Source organism: Paraburkholderia sp. UCT2 (assembly GCF_014397665.1).
Lineage (GTDB): Bacteria > Pseudomonadota > Gammaproteobacteria > Burkholderiales > Burkholderiaceae > Paraburkholderia > Paraburkholderia tuberum.
On sequence record NZ_VZQO01000003.1, the window covers coordinates 135,004 to 150,620 of the forward strand.

General features: G+C 61.7%; 16 protein-coding genes. 4 read left to right on the forward strand and 12 right to left on the reverse strand.

The window, feature by feature from the left end; translation table 11 throughout:
• Window positions 1-123 precede the first annotated feature (123 nt).
• Window positions 124-1,254 carry an MBL fold metallo-hydrolase gene (locus F6X39_RS03830; RefSeq protein ID WP_187615619.1) on the reverse strand — a complete coding sequence of 377 codons (1,131 nt, stop codon included), beginning with the start codon at window positions 1,252-1,254 and terminating at the stop codon, window positions 124-126.
• Between the two features lie 84 nt (window positions 1,255-1,338).
• Between F6X39_RS03830 and F6X39_RS03835 the strand changes: the two genes are divergently transcribed.
• Window positions 1,339-1,953, forward strand: coding sequence for a TetR/AcrR family transcriptional regulator (locus F6X39_RS03835; protein WP_187615620.1), 615 nt, complete (start codon window positions 1,339-1,341; stop codon window positions 1,951-1,953).
• Window positions 1,954-2,232: 279 nt separating this feature from the next.
• On the opposite strand, the gene F6X39_RS03840 is transcribed toward F6X39_RS03835, so the two are convergent.
• Together F6X39_RS03840 and F6X39_RS03845 are read right to left on the reverse strand one after the other, a co-directional pair.
• Complete coding sequence (locus F6X39_RS03840; protein WP_187615621.1) at window positions 2,233-3,216, reverse strand: hypothetical protein; 984 nt, start codon at window positions 3,214-3,216, stop codon at window positions 2,233-2,235.
• 183 nt (window positions 3,217-3,399) lie between these two features.
• Window positions 3,400-3,756: an STAS/SEC14 domain-containing protein gene (locus F6X39_RS03845; RefSeq protein ID WP_187615622.1), complete on the reverse strand. Its 357-nt coding sequence runs from the start codon at window positions 3,754-3,756 to the stop codon at window positions 3,400-3,402.
• Between the two features lie 559 nt (window positions 3,757-4,315).
• On the opposite strand from F6X39_RS03845, the gene F6X39_RS03850 reads away from it, so the two are divergent.
• Complete coding sequence (locus tag F6X39_RS03850; RefSeq protein ID WP_184023986.1) at window positions 4,316-4,903, forward strand: winged helix DNA-binding protein; 588 nt, start codon at window positions 4,316-4,318, stop codon at window positions 4,901-4,903.
• A 71-nt stretch (window positions 4,904-4,974) separates the two neighbouring features.
• Here the strand turns inward: F6X39_RS03850 and F6X39_RS03855 are convergent, their stop codons facing one another.
• The 9 genes from F6X39_RS03855 to F6X39_RS03895 all read right to left on the reverse strand — a co-directional run bounded on the left by F6X39_RS03855 (window position 4,975) and on the right by F6X39_RS03895 (window position 12,729).
• Window positions 4,975-6,288, reverse strand: coding sequence for a Rieske 2Fe-2S domain-containing protein (locus F6X39_RS03855; protein WP_187615623.1), 1,314 nt, complete (start codon window positions 6,286-6,288; stop codon window positions 4,975-4,977).
• A gap of 119 nt (window positions 6,289-6,407) precedes the next feature.
• Complete coding sequence (locus tag F6X39_RS03860; RefSeq protein WP_184023971.1) at window positions 6,408-7,763, reverse strand: purine-cytosine permease family protein; 1,356 nt, start codon at window positions 7,761-7,763, stop codon at window positions 6,408-6,410.
• 125 nt (window positions 7,764-7,888) lie between these two features.
• Window positions 7,889-8,068, reverse strand: a complete 180-nt coding sequence (locus tag F6X39_RS03865) for a Tar ligand binding domain-containing protein (RefSeq protein ID WP_187615624.1) — start codon at window positions 8,066-8,068, stop codon at window positions 7,889-7,891.
• An 88-nt stretch (window positions 8,069-8,156) separates the two neighbouring features.
• On the reverse strand, window positions 8,157-8,522 hold the full coding sequence (locus tag F6X39_RS03870; RefSeq protein ID WP_187615625.1) for a BON domain-containing protein: 366 nt from the start codon (window positions 8,520-8,522) through the stop codon (window positions 8,157-8,159).
• A gap of 40 nt (window positions 8,523-8,562) precedes the next feature.
• Window positions 8,563-9,306 carry an SDR family NAD(P)-dependent oxidoreductase gene (locus tag F6X39_RS03875; RefSeq protein WP_187615626.1) on the reverse strand — a complete coding sequence of 248 codons (744 nt, stop codon included), beginning with the start codon at window positions 9,304-9,306 and terminating at the stop codon, window positions 8,563-8,565.
• Window positions 9,307-9,326: 20 nt separating this feature from the next.
• Window positions 9,327-9,926, reverse strand: coding sequence for a bacteriohemerythrin (locus F6X39_RS03880; protein WP_262413274.1), 600 nt, complete (start codon window positions 9,924-9,926; stop codon window positions 9,327-9,329).
• Complete coding sequence (locus tag F6X39_RS03885; RefSeq protein WP_187615627.1) at window positions 9,851-10,396, reverse strand: cupin domain-containing protein; 546 nt, start codon at window positions 10,394-10,396, stop codon at window positions 9,851-9,853. The genes F6X39_RS03880 and F6X39_RS03885 overlap by 76 nt, the downstream gene beginning before the upstream one ends.
• A gap of 28 nt (window positions 10,397-10,424) precedes the next feature.
• Window positions 10,425-11,540 carry an alcohol dehydrogenase catalytic domain-containing protein gene (locus tag F6X39_RS03890; protein WP_222945101.1) on the reverse strand — a complete coding sequence of 372 codons (1,116 nt, stop codon included), beginning with the start codon at window positions 11,538-11,540 and terminating at the stop codon, window positions 10,425-10,427.
• A gap of 115 nt (window positions 11,541-11,655) precedes the next feature.
• Window positions 11,656-12,729, reverse strand: a complete 1,074-nt coding sequence (locus F6X39_RS03895; protein WP_187615628.1) for a porin — start codon at window positions 12,727-12,729, stop codon at window positions 11,656-11,658.
• A gap of 473 nt (window positions 12,730-13,202) precedes the next feature.
• On the opposite strand from F6X39_RS03895, the gene F6X39_RS03900 reads away from it, so the two are divergent.
• Together F6X39_RS03900 and F6X39_RS03905 are read left to right on the forward strand one after the other, a co-directional pair.
• Window positions 13,203-14,552 carry a Rieske 2Fe-2S domain-containing protein gene (locus tag F6X39_RS03900; RefSeq protein WP_187615629.1) on the forward strand — a complete coding sequence of 450 codons (1,350 nt, stop codon included), beginning with the start codon at window positions 13,203-13,205 and terminating at the stop codon, window positions 14,550-14,552.
• A 25-nt stretch (window positions 14,553-14,577) separates the two neighbouring features.
• Entirely contained in the window at window positions 14,578-15,600 is a 1,023-nt protein-coding gene (locus F6X39_RS03905; RefSeq protein WP_184012160.1) for a ring-hydroxylating dioxygenase ferredoxin reductase family protein, read from the forward strand.
• Window positions 15,601-15,617 lie beyond the last annotated feature (17 nt).

Sequence of the window (15,617 nt, forward strand, 5' to 3'; positions counted from 1 at the left end):
ACTTCGAGGTCGCGAGCGCTTCGGCGGGAACGGCAACGTGCGCGCGCCGCACCAGCGCGCCGCCGAGAAACAGTCCGCTCGGGCGCTCTCGTCCGCCGCTAAGACGTGGCGGTGCCAACGACCTCAGGACGACTCCCCCTCCTGGACCCCGCGCGACGCGCACATCCGCCACGAAGCCTTCGGCACGGCAGCGGTTTGCGCAACATCGCGCCACCAGCGCTCGCCGCGATGCACCGCAGTCAGATCGAGCCGCTCGCCCATGCGCGGTGTCGACAGCGCGACGCCTCGCGCGAGCGCCAGCCCCGTCACCCTTTCGAACGGCTCCTGCCAGCGATGCATCGCGAGGTCGAAGGTGCCGTTATGGATCGGCACGAGCCAGCGGCCGCGCAGGTCGATATGCGCCTGCACGGTTTCTTCAGGCTGCATATGGACGTATGGCCACATCGCGTCGTACGCGCCGGTCTCGATCAACGTGACGTCGAATGGTCCGAGGCGCTCGCCGATCGCGCTGAAACCCTCGAAGTAACCGGTGTCGCCGCTGAAAAACACGCGCAAATCGTGATCGACGATCACCCACGACGCCCACAACGTCCGGTTGCCGTCGAACAGGCTGCGCCCGGAGAAGTGCTGCGCGGGCGTCGCGGTGAACTCGATGCCCTCGACCTCCGTGCCCTGCCACCAGTCGAACTGCCGAACCTTTGCCGCGTCGATACCCCATTCGATGAGCCGGTCGCCGACCCCAAGCGGCGTCAAAAACACCTCGGTACGCTGCGCCAGTATCAGCACGGTTTCGCGGTCGAGATGGTCGTAGTGGTCGTGCGACAGGATCACGCCGCGCAGCGGCGGCAAATCGTCGAGCGAGATCGGCGGCGCATGAAAGCGCTTCGGACCGAGATTGCGGAACGGAGACGCCCGCTCGGCGAACACGGGATCGGTCAGCCAGAACTTGCCGCGCAACTTCAGCAGCATCGTCGAATGACCGAGCCGGTACAGGCTGCGGTCGGGCGCCGCGTCGAGTTGCGCGCGCGTCAGCGTTTCGACCGGCAACGCGTCGGCCGGCACGGTGCCGCGCGGCTTGTTGAACAGCACCGTCCACGCGAGGCCGAGCGTTTTGCGCAGGCTTTCCGCCGGACGCGGCTTGACGTTGCGAAAGCGCTCGCCGTCATGCTGCGGCGACAGGCTGAACCTCGCGCGGCTGCGCTGTGCGGCGTTCACGCCGAGCATTCGGCGGACAAAGGCGGGAAGCGACGTCATGAAGTTGACCTTCCGAAGAAAATTTACACTCGGCAGTGTAGTTTATTTTCAAGAAAAGTAAACTGGCCAGTGTAAAATCGTTGGATGGAGTCCTGTGCCCGCCCCCAACGTCTGACTGACCGAAAGCGCGTCGCGATCGTCGCTGCCGCGATCGAGGAATTCCTCGCGGCCGGATATGACGCAACCAGCATGGACCGCATCGCCGCCCGCGCGAACGTCTCGAAGCGCACGGTCTATAACCATTTCCCGAGCAAGGAAGCGCTTTTCGCGGCGATTCTCCATCAGCTGTGGGACGCGAGCCATGACGGCGATGCACCCTCTTATCGTGCTGACCAACCGTTGCGCGCGCAGTTGCTCGATCTGCTGGAGCGCAAGCTGCGGCTGCTTCACGACGAGTCCTTTTTGTCGCTTGCCCGGGTGGCGATCGCGGCTGGCATCCATTCACCTGAGCGCGCACGCGAGATGGTCGCTCGCATGGGGGAACGCGAGGAAGATCTGACGGCGTGGGTCCGGGCGGCCGCCGCGGACGGCCGCATCAAGACCGATGACCCCGTCTTCGCGGCACTGCAGTTGCAGGGGCTCGTGAAGGCTTTTGCCTTCTGGCCGCAAGTGGCGATGGGGCAAGTGCCGCTCGATGCCAAGGAGCAGAAGCGCATCGCGGAAGCGGCGGCGGATATGTTTCTCGCGCGGTATGCGTGAGTCGGTTTGCCGGGTTGGGGCGTCACGTCGGTCGCGACTGGAGGGTTGATCTGCGTCGAGTCTCTGTCGTTTGTCGAACACTACCGATGGCTGGAATTGCCCTTCATCCTCCTTGAATCGACTTTAATTCATCAATGGTTGCAGCAACTACGTCGTCCAGTGGGCGACTAGCCCACCGTCCGGCAGCGGCTCCAGCCGGACTTTTTCTCCGAACCACTCGGGCAGGAAGACGCGCGCCTCCAACGACTCGACCACGATCAATCTCGCGCCGGCGCGGACTCACTTTCCGCGGATGATCAGCCAGCGCGAGCGGATGCCCTCCGTGAGCGACTGCACGTTGTCGCCCAGTTTGTATTTTCCCCGCAGCATTTCCTTGCCCGACGAGATGCCGCGGTGGCAGGCCTCGATCAGCTTCTTGCGCATCGAAGCCGAGAACCCGACCCCATTGCCGAAGCAAAGTTCGATCAGCGAGTCGACCAGCGCGGTCGCGACCTCGTCGCGCTCGCGCCGCGCGCCCGGGGCAAGGATGCGGCCGGGCCAGAGAGCGTACTCGACGCCTAAGTTCTTGTTGGTGGCCTCCAGGTCCTCGATGGTGCGGTTCAGGTCGGACCAGGGGCCGGCGCCGTCGTAGGTATCCAGGCCTACGGCCGTGAACTTCCCGTACTTGATCTGGAAGAAGATGTTCTGGTCGCCGAGGATCGAGCCGCGCGGATACTTTTCACCGGAGTTCACTTCGCGAAAGCGGTCTCCGTTGCCGATGAAGAAGTCGACCGCCAGTATCTCGCCAAGACCGAAGGGCACGTCGGTATTGCCGCGCACCAACGCGTCGCCGAGTAGCTTCTTCTGCTCCAGATCCTTGCCGATACCGTGCAGGTTGGCCAGCTCCTCCACGAAGCTAACCTTGATGGCGGTCTTGACCTTTCGGTCAGCGGTATGGAGCAGGTCGTCGAGCTTCTGCAACCATTGCGTCTGCGTGAGCGGCGGGTTGGCTTTGACCTTGGCCGGGTCGCAGCGCTTGAGTTCGTCGATTTCCTTCAGTGAGAGCTTGGCGGTTTCGAAGGGCAGGCCACGCAACCTGGAGAAGGCGGTGGCATGGAACTCCAGCATGGCGCCGACGTTGTTGCGCCCGGCGCCGTCCTCGGACTTCACCACCAGCGGGCGCGAAGCATTGCGCTGGCTAATGAGCAGCACCACGTTCTTGTTGTTGGCCTCGACCGGCTGGATCGACGAGATCTCGCCGGCGGCGATATCCATGAACGGCATCAGACTCTCCTTGGGGATCAGGAAATCAGAACGACCTTTCGGCCAGACTCGGGACTCGGGGTCAGTAGCCAGGCATCCAATGGGCATATGACCGAAACGCGACGAGTTTCAGCCACATGTCTGCGTCGAGCGAGCGTCGCTTCAGGCCGGCCTCTGCCCGATGCGCTCGGCTGGAGACGACGTTCAGGCGTTGATCCAGGCTCGCGCCTGTTCCAGCTCGTTCACGTGGAACGCCTTGATTTCAGCCTTTGTGAAGAACCGCGCCAAATGCATCGAGGCGTGAATCCAGCCCGCGTCAGCCACCACGGCGGCGCGCTTGACCTTGCGGGCGACGGAGACGCCGAGCGTCAGGTCGGTCCACAGCGCCTTCGGCTCGATGCCACTGAAATGCTCAATGCGTTCGAGCACGCGGGTCTTACCGTTCAGTTCAAGATCACCACGCATGCGCTCGATGGCTTCGCGCAGTTCGTGGTCGGTGATCTTGCCTTCAACGGCTATTTCGATGACCGACGAATCGGGTGCGGTGTGATAACGGATCATGGCAAGCCCCCAGGCCAGGGAGATGCTACACGTTCAGGCACGGATGAGCCTGGCGTTCGACGGCTTGCTCATGGTACCCCTTTCCACGCGCCCGATAAGGCTACGAGCACCGCGTTTCGTTCGGATGCCCGTCGATGCTCGTGCGTTGCGAACGACCCTTGCACATAATCCAGCGGACGTTCGGTTCCACACGTCGAGCGTCGCGTCATGGTCGAGAGCACCAGTTCCGCGAACTTACTCCAGAGCTGACGTCAGGGTCTTCAATGGCCGCTCATGCGACGTTCATTGTGTTGCATCGACCGGTCGAATCCGCCGACCCAACCTGACATTCAGGTTACACAACCAACGCCAAGCCCCGGACTTCGGCGGAAAATTTTCGAAAAATTGGTAGATTATCCAGTGTCATTCAACATATTGTCGATTGATAATTGATTTCATGCACCCACCGCGGCAAGTACACACCGACTTGAAATTGTCTCGCGATGCCGGTGCTGGACGGCAACCGGACCAGCCGGGGCCGTACTCCCCTGTCGACAATCTTTGATAAGCGAGTCAAGCAATGGAACCGAGGTTCTACCGATCGTGGCATCTCGCAAAATCCGACGCCGAGTTCAAGATCGCGGAGTTCGAGTGGTCACTGATTCGTTTTTACGAGTCCTTCACCCGCTTCGTTCTGGCAACAGGCGTCGTTACGATCACAGCGAACGTCGAACTCAAACATCAGGAGCACGTGATCCTTCACGTCATTCGTATGCAGGACCGTCCCAAGACCAGCGCAATGATCGGACGATTGATGAACCGCGACGATATTCCCAACATCCAGTACAGCCTGAGAAAGCTGGAAGCCGCCGGGTTGATCGAAAAGCTACAGGACACGAGCAGCAAGACCTACCTGTATTGTGCGAGCGATCTGGGGATCCGATTGACGGACGAGTACTACAAGGTCCGAAAAGAGATACTGGTTCAGCGCCTCGGGGAAATCAGCGACACAGAGGAGAAGTTCGAGCGCTACGCGCGCTTCATGTCTCTGCTTACCGGGATTTACGATGAGGCTGCTCGCGACGCCGCCACCATCACACCGCAGACTGAAAAAAGTGCGACAGCCACCGGATCGGCGCAAAGCGTGACACAGCAAAAGGAACCCTGAATCGGGTCTTATTCGACGAAAATAACCCCTCCCCCGGCGCAAAGTCCGAGGGGAGAGGTAGCAGGGGCTGATCAGTCTTCGATCTGCTCGGTCTTGTAGGTCATCCGCTTGCCGTCCGCAGCGCGCTTGAAGCGCAGGCTGCTGTCCTTTCGCGCGCCCGGCACGCCGCGTCCCGGTTTCGCGATGCCGCGATTCCAGCGCGAAGCAACCTTGCGCCAGGTGATGGCCGAGATGTCCGTTGCGACCATCTGCTCGCTCTCCCATCCGGTGCCGTCACCGTAGAAGTCTTCCATCGACTCGCGTGCATAGATATCGCAGTCGTTGAAGCCATGCAGCGCCAGCGGCTCATAGACACGCTCGTAGCGATATTTGTGCGCCTCCAGTTCCTCCGGCGTGTTGCAGATGCGCACGATCACCTCCCAATACTCATGCGTGTCGTCGGTAATCGGCACGAACCACTCCAGCTGGGTCATATGTTCGCCCGGCCAGTTCTCGACCGCCACGAGTCCAGGCAACACGATCGAAGTCCGATAGGGGCGGCCTACGAGTCCAGGCACTTTCAGTCCCAGTTCCTTGTTTTCCAGCACCGGTTGCCACTTGTCAGTGCCGAGCCACTGCAGCATGCCCTTGGGACCGTCAGGGTCTTCGAGGGTTTCGACGCAGTCTTCGCCGCTCGGCAGCAGGCCAAGCGGAAGGACCCATTCCATCGCGTGAATGATGCTGTTGTCCTTGTGCAGCAGCAGATGAGCGTTGTCGATGCCGTTCTCGCACGCAATGCGCCAGTTCGTGAAGCCGATGCGATGAATGCCCATCGCCACCGCGTTCTCGTCGAGCAGACTGGGCACGGCCGGCCACAGCGGGTGCGGGTAGCGGTCGCTTTGCTTCGGAAAGCGCACCGGCAGATCCTGTTCGAGCGACGGAACGTCCTCAAGCGGGAAATCGTCGTCGCGCACGAAGACGAAGATCATGCCCGCGACTTCGTGCACCGGATAGCTCGTAATGCCGACCGTGCCGATCAGCTTGTCCTCGGGGTTCGCGATGATGGTCGCAAGCTTGCCCGTTTCAAGGTCGAACGTGAAGCCGTGATACCAGCACGATATCGTCTTCTTGTTGAAGCACATCGGCTTTTCGGAAAGGCGAACGCCACGGTGCAGACATTGATCCTTGAGCGCATGAACCTTGCCGTTCGCGCGCCTCAATACAATCGGAATCCCGCATATCTGCACGCCTTCCACCTGGTCCTCCGTCAGTTCGTGGCTGAAAAGCGCCGGATACCAGTGATTGACGAAGCCCCACGCAGCGTCCTTATAGGGCTGGTATTGACTCGATGTACCACTATTGCCGCCACTCACCGTGCGGCGGCGGACGATCGTCGGGTCTGACATTACTTCGCTCCATGATGAAATCGGGCGCCGCGGACTTGCCGTTCGCACGGCCCGGTTGACCAAATCAGTGCGTGGGCCAGCGTGCAATGCCTGGCCGTTATCGAAGCCAAATAGGTGAATTACGTCGTGACGGAGATGGAGCGCTTGCCATGCATCGACACCATCAGGTACGCGGCGACCGAAACCACAAACGTTGCCGGCGCGGAAAACGTGTGGAGCGATTCCGGTCCGCTCATCACGCCAATGCCCGCCGCGACGCCGACAAACCACGAAATCAGTCCGCCGGAGTTGAAGGTCGGCACGTTGCGCAACGTCGATTCGAGTGCGTCGTCGGAAGTCCGCTCCGACTTGTGCGACAGGATATGGGCGAGCGCCACCGCCACCCACGCGACGACGAACACTCCTTGATAGGCGAGTGCGAGGAGCAGCTTCGAGAAGATGCCGGACAGCATCAGCGCGTACACGATCACGCCGACGACGATCGTCCAGACAAATTTCGGCAGCTTCAGACCGAGGCCTGCTTCGAACAGTGCCTGCGTATTGATGGTCGCGAGATAGTAGTTGGCGGTGTTGATGCGAGTCTGCGTGACGACGAGGAAGCCGAGTCCCCAGAGTCCCATCAACTTGAGCAGCGCGAGCACGACCGATACCTCGGACAGCGCGCCTTGTCCGGGGATCGTGCTGACGAGATAAATCCCGATCACGCCGTTGACGATAAACGTAACAAACCAGAACGGCATGCCGAAGTTGATCACGCTGTGATAGCGGACGTCCTGCTTCTTGCCGAAGCGCGCGAAGTCGAAAGCGGCGAGCATGAACAGCCACACGCCCATGTAGTAGACGAAGCAGTCCCACCAGCCGTTCGACACGACTGCCCCCTTCGTCTCGCCGAAATGCATCCAGGCCGGGCTATAGCCGTGCGTGGACGTCGCCACTACCACAGCCGCGATCAGGCCGGCCGCGTAGAACGGCAGAAGCACGCCGTTGAGCTTGTCGAGCCAGTTCTGCACGCTGCCGAAAACGAGCGGCACGCTATAGGCGACCACGATCAGGCAAGCCAGTGGATAGGAAACGGATGGAAAAAGACTGTTCAGCGCGACCGCGATAACGGAACTCTCGAAGACGGCATAGTAGATGACGGTTGCCGCGAATATCAACGTTGCCAATGCGGCGCCCGCACTGCCGAACAGCACGCGGGAGAAAAGCGACACGGAAAGACCCGTGCGGATCGCATAGTTCGTCAGCACGTAGTTCACGGCCGAATAAACGACCACGGACATCACCATCCCGATCAGCGCATTGGTCGTGCCGTAATAAAGCGCCAGCGTCGCGCCGATGATCAGATACACCATCGCGCTGCAGAGCCCCCACCAGGCCATGGTGAGCGCGAACTTAGGCATGCGCGAACTCTCCGGCACCCTGATGGTCGAGACATCGACTTCATCTTCCTGCGTCAATTCAATCGTGCTAGGCATGACTCTCTCCAAACGTTCCGCCATTCGACGGGCAATTAGTTAGTAAAGCCAACTGACGTACATGAGGCTGATTCAACTTCGCTTTGGCCCCTCCACCGAAGGGCTTTCTCCGACGCCGTCAAGCGTCAACTCAAATCGCCGCCGGCGCTTCCACGCTGAATGCAGACACGACCCGGGTCCGCTTTCAACGAGGCGTTCACCCGGCCAATACTGCTCAGGCCGAGCATGCCTGCCCCGGTCAGGAGCAGACACAGGAAAGCCATCGCGATGGTCAATCGCGACTTGATGGTGATGCCGTCAAACATGCACGTCCTTCTTTTGGCTGATTCCGTATTGATTCGTGGTCCCGGGCGCGATCGTTCAACGTCCAATTGCTCGCGCCGGGACGACGTCTCACTGCCCCACCGGTCGTATGGTCAACTGGTTGTTCACCGACACGACACCGGGCACACCTTGGGCCGTGCGCAACGCAAGCTGGAGTTGGGACTGCTCCGGCACCCACCCCTGCAAAGTGAGCGCGCCGTCGTTCGCGCGTACTGCAATGCCCGACGCGTTGAGGCCCTTGGTGTGAGCCAGCGCGCGGCGCACTTTCTTCTGCAGTTGCCGGTTCGCCGCGCGCTTCGCGCTTTTGCTCTGGTCCGAAGCCGCGCTCGCAGCCGGCGTCGAAGCAGTTGCACCGCCGCCCTGAGCATTCGCACCGAAGGCAATCAGCGCGATAAGCGCGCCGCCGATATACCGTGCTGCACGATTCGATCTCATCGTTCTTTCTCCTTGTGTACCGTGAGCCTGAAATGGTCGTTCAGGTTGTCATGCCGCCGTCGACGGAAAGGGTGGCGCCAGTCACATAGGCCGCCTTGTCGGACAGCAGCCAGAGCACCGCGTCGGCGACTTCATGAGGCTGGCCGATGCGGCGCATCGGAATCATGTCATCGAGCAGGTGCACGTCGCCGTCGGTCGAGCGCATGTAGTTCGGCGTCTCGGTTGCGCCCGGACACACGGCGTTAATGCGGATACCGCTACCGGCATATTCCTTCGCGACCGCACGCGTGAGGCCGACTACCGCGTGCTTGCTTGCAACGTAGTGAGCGATGCCGTTCATGCCGCGTAAGCCGAAGATGGATGCGTTGTTGACGATCGCGCCGCCGCCCGCGCGCAGCATCGCTTCAACCTGATACTTGACGCCGTAATAGACACCCTTGAAGTTCAGATCGATCACCCATTCCGACTCTTCGACCGGTGTCTGGTCGATCGGCTTAAAGTCCGCGTGGCCGCCCGCGTTATTGAATGCGAAATCGAGCCTGCCGAAGCGCGACTCGACGAACGCGACGAGCGCCTCGTTATCCTCGCGACGCGATACGTCGGCCGAGCGGATTTCCGCCCGTCCTCCGGCTCGCTGGATTTCGTCGCGCACGCTCGCAAGCTTTTCTTCACCGCGTCCAGCGAGCACGACGATCGCACCCTCGCGCGCCAGCGCATGCGCCGCCGCGCGCCCCATGCCCGAGCCACCGCCCGTTACGAGTCCCACCTTGTCCTTCATGATCATGTTTAGCTCCGTCACTTCGTTCAGGCCGCCTCAGCCACTTGCAGATCGCGTCGCAACACGACGGGTGCGCCGCCATACATCTTCTTGTTGATCCACGCCGACAATGCCGAATCCATATAGTCGGCGTGACCTGGAAACCAGTCGGCCAATGCCTGTGCGAGACGCTTGACGTCCTGCAGGCCGACCTGGCCAATGGCTGCGAGTGCGTTCACCTTTTGCACGGCCTCCATCACCCGTTGGTGCTCGTCGAGATGGCATTCGGCGGCGGGAAAATCGGTCTTTTCCATCCATTCCTGCTCGACTGCGAAGTGGGACAGCAGATGCGCCTCCACCGCCTGCAAGCAGGCCAGCGCCGTATGCTGCGTACAACCGGCGAGCGCCGTCACCACTTCGACAAACTCTTCATGCGCGGCGTCGATCGGCGCGTGACCGAGCAACATCGCGTCGCTCCATTCCAGCGTTTCGGCGCGTGGTGCCCTGGGCGGCCCGTCGTGGGGATGTTCTGCTTGCTGACTCATCGTTTGCTCTCTCACTTCGTTTGCCGTTACCGCGCTGCCTGCGTCTCGGCGCCGATCAATACCGCCACCATCACCGCCGGCATCGTGCTGCGATTGCGCCATGCGTGGCGCGTGCCGTTCTGGATCACGATGTCGCCTGCCTTCAGATGGCGCATCTCACCGTCGTCGAGTTCGAGCCACAGTTCGCCGGAAACGATGATGTCGTAGTCGACCGACGCGGTACGGTGCATGCCTGAACCATCGGGTTCGAACGCCTGGGCGAGGCCAGGCAGATGCGCTTCGTATTCCGCGCCAGCCGCAACCGGGTCGAAGTCCGCGGAATCGAGCGAGCTGTCCGGCGGGAACTGCACGACGAGCAGGCGTGTGCCATGCGGATCGGGCACCACCGACTGGATGCCGACCACCGGGTCCTTGCCGTCATGCGGCAGGGGCGCCATGCCCTGCAGCGTCGCCCATGCCAGCGTGGTCTGGAAGCCGGGCACGGCTGCGTAGTCGTGCGTATTGGCGACGGGGCCATCGGAGACGATGACCGACTTGCCGTCTTTCTCGCCTGTCACGACGCGTCTTACCATGATGTTCTCCTGTTCGATTCGGGCTGTTTCATTGAACGATGACGACGTTGACGAAGCCGCCAGCGCGTTTTTCTGCTTCCGAGAGTGCTTCGTCGGCCTGATCGAGCGTGTAGCGGTGGTGTTCGAACACACCGAGATCGAGCGTGCCGGCCGCAGCCATCTTCGCCAGGTCCTGGCCTTCGGCAACCGAGAACCAGAGCGAGCCGATCACGCTGACCTGCGCGCACATCATCTCGTGCAGGTTCAGCGGCAGCGGGTCGGTCATCGCGCCAATTTCGACGAGCCGGCCACCACGCCTGAGTGCCGCCATGCTGTCGAGCGTGACCTGATGCGAGGCGCCCGGCGCGATCGCGTCGATGACCGCGTCGACGCCCATACCGTCCGTCTGCTCGCGGGCCCAGTCGGCCAGCGAGCCGGTGCCGTACGAAAACGTGCGGATACGCTGCGGATCGAGTGCACGCACACGGGCGAGCAGCGCTTCGTTGCGCGCGACGCACAGGATGCGAGTCGCGCCCATCGCGCGTGCGATCTGCACGGCCCCCAGACCCAGCGTGCCGCTTGCGCCCACGATCAGCACGGTCCGGCCCGCGCCGACGCCTGCCTTGCGCAGACCAGAATACGCGGTGCCGAGGTAGCCGAAACGCGCGGCCTGCTCGAAGCTCACTGCTTCAGGCAGCTTGACGAGGCCGTCGGCGGGCGCCGTTGCGAACTCGCTGAAGCCGCCGTATGGGTATTGCCGGTACATCGCCTTCGATTGCGGGCCAAAGCCGAAGTAGCCCTGAAACGTGAAGGCCACGCAGTTGATCGGCTGGCCAGTCCGGCACGCGTCGCACGATCCGCACGAACGGCCCGGATTGATATAGACGCGATCGCCCGGCACGAGGCCGGTCACGGCGCTGCCCACCTCGGCAACCACGCCGGCCGCATCCAGCCCGTAGATAGCGGGCAGATCCGGCACGGTGAGGTAAGCACGCTCACCGTAATTGCTCATTACGTTGCGCAGATTCGGCACGACGCCGGACGCCTTCACGTCGACGAGGACGTCGGTCGGCCGCAGCAGTTCAGGGCGCGGGATCGTGTCGAGCACGAAGCGGCCGCCGGGTTCGTGTACACGCATCGCGCGCATGGTGCAGTGGTTGCTCATGGTGGTATCTCCTGTATGTATTTGGCGGGTCGCGACTGGCTTGCGCCAGTCGAGAAGCGCGGAGCCACAGCCTCGGTGTGTTGAGCGACGGGTTCCGCGTGGTCAGGTCATATCGTCAGAACACGTGCTGCAGACCGATGTCGACCGCCGTCTGCCGGCCGCCCGACGAGGGTCCCGGCACAAGCGAAATCCAGGCGGGGCCGCCCGAGGCCTGCTGCAGCGCCAGCGCTGAGTAGATGCTCGTGCGTTTGGAGAGCGAATACAGGACCGACAACGTCTCCTGACTGGCCTTCTGGCCTTTCAGGACGTCGTTGCCTTTCATGTACTGGTAGGCGAGATTCGCGTGCAGGAACGGGGAGACCGTCCATGTTACGTCGGCCTCGTAGACGCCGACACGCGCGCCGTTCTGCGTGTTCTGCGTGCTCGTGTACATCGCGGCGAGCTCGGTCGGCCCCACCACCCACGAAGCGGCCAGACCCATGTTGCGGATACCGTCGTTGCCGTTGTTCAACTCGGGATACTTGATGTATGTGTACGCGCCATTCAGCGCGACGGCGCCGATGTGATAGTTCAGGCCGAAGCTCTGCCCGCTATCCTGACCGAACGAACCAGCCTGTCCGCCGAAGCTGTACTGCGCGCCCATCGAGAGGCCGCCGACTGTCGGGCTCATGTACTTGACCGAGTTCGCGATCGGAGCGCCGAGCGTGCGGTCGAAGTCGAACGAACCGTTGCCCGGTGGCCCTGGAATATTCAGGCCCGAAAACGAGCCTTGCCGCAGCCCCAGAGAATTGACGAACGGGAAGGCCGGGCCCCAGTGATCGACCACGAGCGAATAGAACATGAAGTCGATCTGATTGCCGGCGGTCAGGGTGCCCCAACGGTCGTCACGCAATCCCACATAGGTTTCGTGCCCGAACAGCCCGTTGGTGGATTCGCCGTTGTTCAGGCTGAACATGCCTTCGAGCTTGAATATCGCCTTCAGGCCATTGCCGAGATCTTCGGTTCCGCGAAAGCCGAACAAATTCGGCGCCATCGTGTCGGGGTCGGCCAGCCAGTTACTGTGACCGCCCACGTTCGACACATACATCACGCCCGTATCGATGATCCCGTAGATTTCGACGCTGCTTTGCGCATGGGCGTTAGCGGCCAGCGCGAGGCCGATCAGTAGTGCAGACTTCTTTATTTTCACCGCGTTCTCCTCTTCCTTTCGTCAATAGCCTTTGCTGCGCCCGCTGACCGGGCGAGTTGCCAGGCGGCGGCTTTTCAGCACACGTTTCGTGTTGTTTCTTTTGCCTGCGCGTCGCTCTGCTCGGGTACTGGGTTCTCGTCCGGGCCGCATTCCGGGCGGGAGCATCGCTAGGGACAACCCTGGGAAGATCACCCACAGCGGCACCGCCTCCAACCAGCACATCGCCCGCTCAGCGCCTTCCCACGGGCGTTCGCCGATTTTTATCGCGCTATGTTCAATCGATTTACGATCAATGTACGACGGAAGATTGATTGAAAATTAATTGACTGTCAATTTATGTTTCCGTAGTCTTCACTCACAGCATCGGATGAGACGCGCACGGCGAAGCGCATCGAGCCGCGACAAGCTGTACAGAAATCAGCGCTCGTGAGCAGTCACGAGACGCGCCCCAGTCCACACATCAGGAGCACTCCATGAGCGACACGCCCATCGTCCGCCGGCGCAGCACCGGTCAGCGACTCAACGAGATCAGCGACGCCCGCGTCAACGACGCGAAAGTCCAGAGCCAGTACCAGCCGTACAAGGACGCGGCATGGGGCTTTATCAACCACTGGTATCCGGCGCTCTTCAGCCATGAATTGCCGGAAGATGCCGTCGAAGGCATTCAGATCTGCGGGGTTCAGATCGTGTTGCGCCGCGTGAAGGGCAAGATCTACGCGCTGAAGGACCAGTGCATTCACCGCGGCGTGCGGCTCTCCGCCAAGCCGATGTGTCTTACCGAGGACACGATCAGCTGCTGGTACCACGGATTCACGTTCGACCTGGAAAGCGGCAAGCTCGCGACCATCGCCGGCAATCCGGATGACAAGCTGATCGGCACGACAGGTATCACGACCTATCCGGTCGAGGAAGTCGCGGGCATGATCTTCGTCTTCGTGCGCGAAGACGACTATCCGGATGAAGGCGTGCCACCGCTCGCGCACGACCTGCCCATCCGCTTCCCGGAGAACGACGAACGCTTCCCGCATCCGCTGTGGCCGTCCGCGCCGAGCCTGCTGGACAAGGACGTCGTCGCGTACGGCATGCACCGCACGGGTTTCGCGAACTGGCGCATTGCCTGCGAAAACGGCTTCGATAACGCGCACATCCTCGTGCACAAGGACAACGCGATCATTCACGCGAAGGACTGGGTGCTGCCGCTTGGCATCGTGCCGACCGCGGACGACTGCATCGCGCCGGTCGAAGACGAGAACGGTCCCAAGGGCCTCGTGCAATGGCTCTTCACGGAGAAGTGGAACCCCGTCCTCGAGAACGAGAGAGTCGACCTCAAGGTCGAGAACGTCAATGCCCGCCCGTACCGCACCTCCGTGTTCCTGCCTGGCGTGCTGATGGTCGAGAACTGGCCGGAAGAGCATGTCGTCCAGTTCGAATGGTATGTGCCGATCACGGACGACACCTACGAGTACTGGGAAATCCTCGCGCGCGTGTGCCCGACCGACAAGGAGCGCAAGGACTTCAAGTATCGCTACGACTATCTGTTCAAGCCGCTGTGCCTGCATGGCTTCAACAACTGCGACCTGTACGCACGCGAAGCGATGCAGGATTTTTATGCCGATGGCACCGGCTGGGACAACGAACAACTCGTTGCAACCGACGTATCGCCGATCAGCTGGCGCAAGATTGCTTCGCGCTGGAATCGTGGCATCGCCAAGCCAGGCAATGGTATCGACGGCACCATCAAGGCGTCGAGCATCCGCATGAAGCGAACCGCAGACGGCAAACGTCCTTCGTACTTCGTCGAGAAGATCGAAGAGGATCATTAATCACAGCAGTACTGAAGGTATCCGTATGTCTTCCGTTAAAAACGTCACATTGAGCTTTCGCGACGGGAAAGCGACATCGGTTGCCGTGCAGCAGGGCGAGAGCGTGCTGGACGCGGCTCTCGCCGCAGGTATCCCGGTCATCCACCAGTGCCGGTCGGGATCCTGTTCGAGCTGTATGGCGAAGCTTGTCGAGGGCCGCGCCGGCATGCGCGCGGGTGCCAGCTCGACGCTTCTGCGCAGCGAATACGAGGCCGGCGACCGGCTGCTGTGCCTGACCGAACCTGAAACCAACTGCACGTTCACGCTGAACTATGCGAGCGATGCGGCCGACGTGCAGGCGGTCAAGGCGCACGCATTCGTCGACAGCGTCGAGAAGGTGGCGTCGAACGTCGTGCGCCTGCGGCTCGAACTGGCCGAAGGCGCGTGGCTCGACTTCAAGCCGGGGCAGTTCATTCAGGTACGCGTGCCGGGCACGAATGTCACGCGCAGCTATTCGCCCGCCAGCACGGCGGCCGATCTGCCGAAGCTCGAACTACTGATTCGTGTGCTTGAAGATGGCGTGATGTCGAAGTGGCTGGAGCAGGAGGCGAAACCCGATGACGTTCTCGAAATCGAAGGCCCGTTCGGCAGTTTCTTCCTGCGTGAGAAGGTGCCTGCACCGCACATCATGGTGGCGGGCGGGACCGGCCTCGCACCCATCCTGTCGATGATCGACGCCCTGCGTCGCCAGCCCGGACGCAAGCCGCCGATCCTGCTGAGCTTTGGCTGTGCAACGCCCGAGCAGCTTTTCTGCCTCGACGATCTGGAGCTGCGTCGGCAATGGCTGCCGAATCTCAAAACGCGCATCTCGGTAGACCACCACGCGAGCGGCGAACTACTCGCCGGCAATCCCGTCGATGCGATCGGCGAGGCCGACGTGACGCACGAAAGCGCCGTCGCCTATCTGTGCGGTCCGCCGCGCATGATCGAGGCGGCCACGACAAAGCTCGTGAATCTCGGCCTGCGCCCGGAAAACATCTACGCCGAACAGTTCGCGCCGTCGAACTGACCACCCATCGCAACGCA